At 44.9% G+C, this 7,036-nt stretch carries 4 protein-coding genes and 1 pseudogene; all 5 read right to left on the reverse strand.

What is annotated here, in order from left to right; all coding sequences use genetic code 11:
• Nucleotides 1-280: pseudogene (locus ABL924_RS17090) on the reverse strand (IS701 family transposase); the annotation flags it as partial.
• A gap of 189 nt (nt 281-469) precedes the next feature.
• Nucleotides 470-1,228, reverse strand: a complete 759-nt coding sequence (istB, locus tag ABL924_RS17095; RefSeq protein ID WP_349028306.1) for an IS21-like element helper ATPase IstB — start codon at nt 1,226-1,228, stop codon at nt 470-472.
• Nucleotides 1,218-2,732 (reverse strand): IS21 family transposase, encoded by a 1,515-nt coding sequence (istA, locus tag ABL924_RS17100; RefSeq protein ID WP_349028307.1) that lies wholly within the window; start codon nt 2,730-2,732, stop codon nt 1,218-1,220. Before istA ends, istB begins: the two co-directional genes overlap by 11 nt.
• Before the next feature lie 492 nt (nt 2,733-3,224).
• Nucleotides 3,225-5,126: an ATP-dependent zinc metalloprotease FtsH gene (gene ftsH, locus ABL924_RS17105; RefSeq protein ID WP_349028308.1), complete on the reverse strand. Its 1,902-nt coding sequence runs from the start codon at nt 5,124-5,126 to the stop codon at nt 3,225-3,227.
• A 256-nt stretch (nt 5,127-5,382) separates the two neighbouring features.
• Nucleotides 5,383-6,783 carry an RNA polymerase sigma factor RpoD/SigA gene (locus tag ABL924_RS17110; protein WP_349028309.1) on the reverse strand — a complete coding sequence of 467 codons (1,401 nt, stop codon included), beginning with the start codon at nt 6,781-6,783 and terminating at the stop codon, nt 5,383-5,385.
• Between the last annotated feature and the right edge of the window lie 253 nt (nt 6,784-7,036).

The following is a 7,036-nucleotide window of genomic DNA, read 5'->3' on the forward strand; positions in this document are numbered from 1 at the left end:
GGTCGAAGTGCCAGCACACCAATTCGTTTTCATCGGTGTAAGGCTTTTCCTGGATGGTGTCGTCAAAGATCAATACGCCATCCTCCTGTTCGATCTCACGCACCGTCTTTTTGACGTGCCGCCATAATAGTTTTGAGTCATAGTCATCCCAGCTTAAAAAACGCGTCACTTGGTCATGGCTGATTGCCCCGTCCAGCAAGCTGGACAACCCCGTCGCCGTCGTTTGACCAAATGAACTCAACAAGTAATCGCTAACTATTTCTAACAGTTCTGTATTCATCCTTATAGTTTACTTTAACTATGGGTGCGTAAGGTGAGTTATTAAGTAAATGGCGTTTTGTTGTGATATTGATGTTGTATTTTTAGTTAGCACGTGTTTGTTTGGCATGATAATTTGCCATAGGATTGAATAGTGTCAATCACCACCCAATAATTCCCACCTATCAACATCCAAAAATTTCCAGTTGACTTAAAGAGGCCATGGTTTTTGGATAGCTTTTTTTCGTTGTTTTAATCGATAAGAATCATCGCCTGTTTCTAGGATGTCACAATGGTGGGTTACCCTATCCAGCAAGGCGGTTGTCATCTTTTCATCACCAAAGACTTGCATCCATTCGGCGAAATTCAGATTGGTGGTAATGATCAATGAGGTTTTCTCGTAGAGCTGGCTAATGAGGTGAAATAACAAGGCTCCCCCGGACTGGGGAAACGGCAGATAGCCAAGTTCGTCAATGATCACCGCATCCACCTGTATTAACCGTTTGGCCAGGAATCCGGCTTTGCCCAACTGTTTTTCTTTTTCCAATTGGTTGACCAAATCGACCGCATTGAAGAAACGGACGCGCTTGGCCTGCTGGATGGCCGAGACAGCCAGTGCGGATGCCACATGGGTTTTGCCGGTACCGGTGCCACCGACAAAAATGAGGTTATTCGCCTGCTCCATGAAGCTGCTGGTGGCCAGTTGTTCAATATGGGCTTTGTCTAGAAGGCTTTCGGCCCAATCAAAATCGATCAAATCCCGATGGTGCGGCAATTTGGCAGCATGCAGTTGGTAGTTCAGGCTTCGGGCATGGCGATCAGCTTGTTCAGCCGCAATTAAGCGATCTAACCAGACTTCTGGCATGACCGGCCTGTGTTGGGCGGCAAATTCAACCCGCCATTCTTGCCAAGCAGCGGCCATGCCGTGGAGATGGAGAGCCTTGAGTTGGGCGTGGCGGTCAATGTTCATAGCGGTACCCCCTCAAACTATCGTAACGGCTACAATCGGCCTGTACGTCAAGGTGCAGGGTAGGAATGTTTGCTGGCAAACTGTGTAGTGCTTTAGGACGGACTGCCTCAGTGAGGCGACGCATTTCGTTGAGTACAATGGCAGCGGCAATAACACCGGTTTGTAAGGTCAGGTCACAAGCGACTTCAAGCGTTTCAAGCCCGGTTTCGCCAAGGCTTCTCGCCATCAGCAGCAGTTCGACAAACGCCCGGTCGCCTTTGTCCTGCTTAAGGATACGGTCCCTGACGATCCGGATAGGTGTCGGCAAATCCCATTGCTGGAACGGTGCGCCATGCCTAAGCGCCCCTGGCTTTTGTTCTAATATCGGCAAATAATGCCAAGGGTCGCACACGAGTTGGTTACGCCCATAACACCGGGCGTGTTCGGCAAGGACTTGTCTATCTGCAACTAACCTTATACGGTCAGCGGTTAGTCGAACCGAAACGACTCGGTTGACCCATTCGGCGGGGACGCTATAACGATTATGGTCAACTTTGACCAAACAGGTGCTGGAGACCCGCATGGTTTTCTCAACATACCCATCAAAAACCGCTTTAACGGGCAATAGGGGGGCTTGTTCTTCAGTAAAACAATCGGCAATTGTCCGTCCCGCTTGTTCCGGGTGCGAACGGTTCGCCAGTTCTTGGCAACGCAAAGCCAGCCAGGCGTTGAGGTCGTCAAAGCCTGAAAACGAGGGTGTCGGTGTAAACAACCATTCCCTGACGTTACCCACTTGGTTCTCAACTTGGCCTTTTTCCCAACCCGATGCCGGTGTACAAGCTACCGGTTCAAACAAGTAATGATTTGCCATCGTGAGAAAACGGCGATTGAATTGGCGTTCTTTGCCCACAAAAATGGCATCAACCACCGTCTTGAGATTATCGTAAATAATTCGTTTAGGAACGCCGTCAAAGTAAGTGAACGCCCTGGCATGGGCATCTAGCACCATTTCCTGGGCTTCCCTAGGATAGGCAACCAGGAACATTTTGCGACTATACGACAGTCGAAAATGAGCAACTTTGATAGCTTGTAGAATCCCGTCCAGCAGGACGTATTCGTAACTCCAGTCGAATTGGCAAGTCTCCCCCGCCGGAAAAGCTAAAGGTACGAAGGCCTGCTTGGAGACCGGTTGTTTACCTGATGCCAGTTTCCAATCGTGTACAAAGCGCTGAACAGGGCCATAAGAACCTTGATAACCCTCCGCTTGTAAACCTTCGAACAAGCGTTGTGCCGTCCTGCGCCGACGTTTTGGCAATTTGCTGTCAAACACCAGCCAATCAGTTAATTGATCTTTAAAGTCGCCCAACTTTGGGGTCGGCTGGACTTGGCGTTGATAGACGGGTTCTGTTTCGGCTTTTAAGGCTTTGCGTACCGTCGGACGGGACAAATTTAGACTTTTGCCTATCTCACCAATAGCTTCGCCACTAATAAAATGGCGTCGCCTGATCTCGGCTATATGATCCATTGTTAACACCCCAGGGCACTCCGACAAATTGTCGGATCATGACATAAACAGGGTGGAAACTTTTCAATGTTGATTCCACCCTTTCCCTGGTAATTTTTACAGGTTGATTAACAGTGTGTTTTCACGCAGCACTGTTTGCGTAGTGAAAATGCACAGCTTTACGAAATCGCGTCGAGTCACATTGCACAACGATGTTTCATGCCCCTTGTTAGGTATGAAACGAGGGTAGCAGGACGGCTGGATGAGCGGTCGCGTTAAGTTTTTGCCGCTTGTTTAGACAGGATGTCCTCAAAACAAGCTTTCGTAAAAATAGCGACTCCTCGCACGCTAGAATTCTGGAAAAATCCAAAAATTTTCAGCACCTTCGCAGTAGTGTCGGTTAAATTGCGATTAATAGATGTTCCCTTAAGTCAAACAATCAGGCTGTTTGCAGCGAAATACGAAATTTTAGGCAAAAAAAGGGGGAGCCGAAGCCCCCCTAATGAGCGCACCTCAAACTTGTCCGGCAGGTTTTTTGAAATCAGCTGTTATTGTTGTGTCCTGCTTGGGTGTTATATCTGGCTTGTTTGATGAATCGTTGCTATCAACAGGTGGTTTTGGATCTTTACCCGCCATCAAATCATCAATTTGACCCTTATCAATGGTTTCCCATTTCATCAGGGCATCTGCCATTTTATGCAAGATACTGATATTGCCTTGCAATAAGCTTTCTGCCTTTTTGTAGTTTTTGTCGATGACTGCCCGAATTTCTTCGTCAATCTTGTTTTGAACGCCGTTAGATACTTTGCTACCTGAAGCCGAGTAACCCATAAACGGTTGACCGCCTTCTTCGCCGTATACCAATGGCCCCATGATGTCAGAAAAGCCCCAACGCGTTACCATGTTACGAGCCAATTCCGTTGCCCGTTCGATGTCGTTAGAAGCACCCGTGGTCACACGGTCGCCACCGTAAATCATCAACTCGGCGATACGTCCACCAAATAAGCTGGCAATTTGACTTTCCAATTTACGTTTGCTGGCACTGTATTGATCGCGCTCTGGCAAGAACATGGTGATACCTAATGCCCGTCCTCTGGGCATGATGCTGACTTTGTACACAGGATCATGGTCGGGTGACATTTGACCTACGATACAATGCCCTGCTTCATGATAGGCGGTGAGACGTTTGTCGTCTTCTGTCATCACCATCGTGTGCTTTTCAGCACCCATCAGGATTTTATCCTTGGCTTTTTCCAATTCGTTCATGCCAACTTTCAACTTATTGGTACGTGCCGCCAACAGTGCCGCTTCATTGATAATGTTAGCTAGGTCAGCACCGGAAAACCCAGGTGTACCTCTTGCGATATTTTTCAATTCAACATCGTCACCTACAGGGACTTTTTTGATATGAACATTCAAAATTTGCTCTCTACCTTTCACGTCAGGCAAACCGACGGTTACTTGACGATCAAAGCGACCTGGACGTAGCAAGGCTTTATCAAGTACGTCTGCACGGTTGGTAGCAGCGATGATAATGACACCTTCGTTACCCGTAAAACCGTCCATTTCTACCAATAGTGCGTTGAGTGTTTGTTCGCGTTCGTCATTACCGCCACCCATGCCAGCACCGCCTCTCTGGCGACCTACTGCGTCAATTTCGTCGATAAAAATGATGCAAGGCGCATGTTCTTTGGCCTGTGCAAACATATCCCGTACTCTAGATGCACCAACACCGACGAACATTTCTACGAAATCTGAACCTGAGATAGTGAAGAATTTAACACCTGCTTCACCTGCAATGGCTCTCGCTAACAAGGTTTTACCCGTACCTGGAGGCCCTACCATCAAAATACCGCGTGGTATCATCCCACCCAGTTTCTGAAATTTCTGAGGATCTCTGAGAAAATCAACCAGCTCTGATACTTCTTCCTTAGCTTCTTCGCAACCTGCCACATCAGCAAATTTGACGGTCAGCTTGTCTTCTTCAAGCATCTTAGCCTTGCTTTTGCCGAACTGACCTGCACCGCCTGCGCCACCTTGAGTCCTGCGCATGTAGACTATCCATACGATAATTAACAGTAGCATAGGAAACCAAGCTATAAAAATCTGCATAAACATCGACTGTTGTGGCGGTGGCGTGGTTCTGATCTGAACATCCGCACTCAAAAGATCATCAATTAAGTGATTGTCACCAGGATTAAAAGTTTGCAAGTTTTGGCCATCGGATGTTCGAACTTTGATCGACGTTCCGGCAATCTCAACACGATCAACCTGACCGCCTTTGACCTTAGCTATAAACTCCGAATAAGCAAGCGAATCCTGTATCGGAGCAGTTGCATTTATCCTGTTGTATATTAAAAAAGCGCCTGTAAACACAACACTCCAGAGCAGTGTGTTCAATATATATCTCTTCATGGTTACTTTCTCCTGACTCCATTTGACTGAAGTCTATAGTTTGATTTGCGCCGTTCTTTGTTTCTTATCGTTGTCTAAAAACTGTCAAACCCGACCAGTATTATTAGAATAATGCTTTTAGGGGTTAACTACTTACTAAATACAAAAAGCTCACTATTTTAAAAGGTTTTCCAGTCACTTACTTTACTAATTTGGAAACACGGTTACTGTCCCGCTTTTTTATCTGTAAAACACCCCTCTTATTTGATGATTTTCCTTACAAAAAACTCAATAATTGATCCCCATAGCGCATTTTTATTTTATTCAATGCCACTACTTGAATCTGTCTTACTCGTTCCCTGGTTAAATTGAGCTCCGAACCTATCTCTTGCAAAGTCATTTGCTGGTCTGTTCCTACCCCAAAATGCGAACATAAAATTTTGGCTTCTCTTGGGTTTAAGGTCTTGATGGCGTTTTTAATCAAGCCTTGCAGCTCAGATTCAGCAATCATATTGTATGAATGTGGAAAAACGTTTTGCGCTATGAAATTTATCGGTGCAAAAGACTGTTCGTCTTCGTCATCGTCAAAAGCTTCCAAAGAAACAGAGCTTTGCGATATTGAAAGCAGCGTATTAACTTCGTTTTGAGATAACTGAGTCTGTTCAGCTAATTCTTTAGTGCTGGGTTCTATACCGGTTTTCAACGTGATGGCATCTTTTGTACGGAACACTTTATTAATGGTAGCGATTTGCCCACAAGGTATCCGTACCACTCTTTCTGAGCGTGACAGAGAGCGGGAAATAGCTTGTCTGATCCAATAACCGGCATAAGTTGAAAATTGGAAGCCCAAGCGATACTTAAATCTATCTACTGCTTTAAGCAAACCGGTATGGCCTTCTTGGACTAGATCTTCAAAGTCCATGAAGTTACCTTTGTATTGATTAGCGATAAACAACACAAGCTTTGCATTGACTGTGGCAAGTTGTTGCCTGTGCGTCAACCAGAAATGTTCTGACAAAACCACGTCACCAAGCAGTTGGCTCATGTCTTCAGTAGATAAAAACAAGAACTGCTCTTCATGTCCATCCAAAGCCATCGCCTTGAATTGATCTGCCATACTTGGCGTATCGCGGCGACTTGCACCATGTAAGCGTTTTAGTATGATTTCATAGCCTTTCTTTTCTTGCGATCCCGACTGAACAGAAAGACCTCTTAACTTGAACGCGTAGGTAATAATGTCAACCAGTTTTACAAGGTCTTCAAAAGCAAAAGGAAATTGCTGGACGGCGAAGGTTAGCCGACGCTTGTCATTGGTATAAACCTCTTCGTTCTGAGCATTGCCAGAAACTGAGTGACTAACGAATTGATAATGTTTTTTTACATCTTTTAAGAAATCGCTAAATTCAGTTGACGCAGCACCGTCATCTTCTTGTTCAGTTTTATCACACTGCTGTTCATATTTGTTAAGCACCCATAAAGCGGTGACAGGGAACTTAGACAGCGTGTTTATTAATTTGGTTTTTTGCTCTTCAACCTGTCGAGCAAGCTGTAAGTTTCTATTCTCAGTGCTTTCTACCTCTTTATTTACTAAGGGAGGCTTCTTATCAACTGGATTGTTGTTAACAACAACAGTGCCGTTGATTTCCGGTACAGACATATATTCAGTTAATAGTCTCATGACATCAAATCCTCGCAAACATTGTTTATATCAAACATGAGTAGTCAAATTTGCGTCGGAAAATTATATAAAAACAAGCGGGTTAACCACCACACAACTAGGACAAGCTATTGATGCATTAGTTTTATAAATTTTCTGAAGCAGTACTAATTTCGAATTCGAGGTAAATATTATCGACATTGCTTATTGTTGTCAAACAATATTTATACAAAACATAGACAATATTAATATTTCTACATGGAAATTTTATTAG

This window comes from Methyloglobulus sp. (assembly GCF_040079455.1).
Classification (GTDB): Bacteria; Pseudomonadota; Gammaproteobacteria; order Methylococcales; family Methylomonadaceae; genus Methyloglobulus.

What these genes read in the sequence shown, in the direction of transcription:
- istA (WP_349028307.1), bottom strand. Translation starts at nt 2,732, where the DNA reads ATGGATCATATAGCCGAGATCAGGCGACGCCATTTTATTAGTGGCGAA.
- ABL924_RS17110 (WP_349028309.1), bottom strand. Translation starts at nt 6,783, where the DNA reads ATGAGACTATTAACTGAATATATGTCTGTACCGGAAATCAACGGCACT.
- istB (WP_349028306.1), bottom strand. Translation starts at nt 1,228, where the DNA reads ATGAACATTGACCGCCACGCCCAACTCAAGGCTCTCCATCTCCACGGC.
- ftsH (WP_349028308.1), bottom strand. Translation starts at nt 5,126, where the DNA reads ATGAAGAGATATATATTGAACACACTGCTCTGGAGTGTTGTGTTTACA.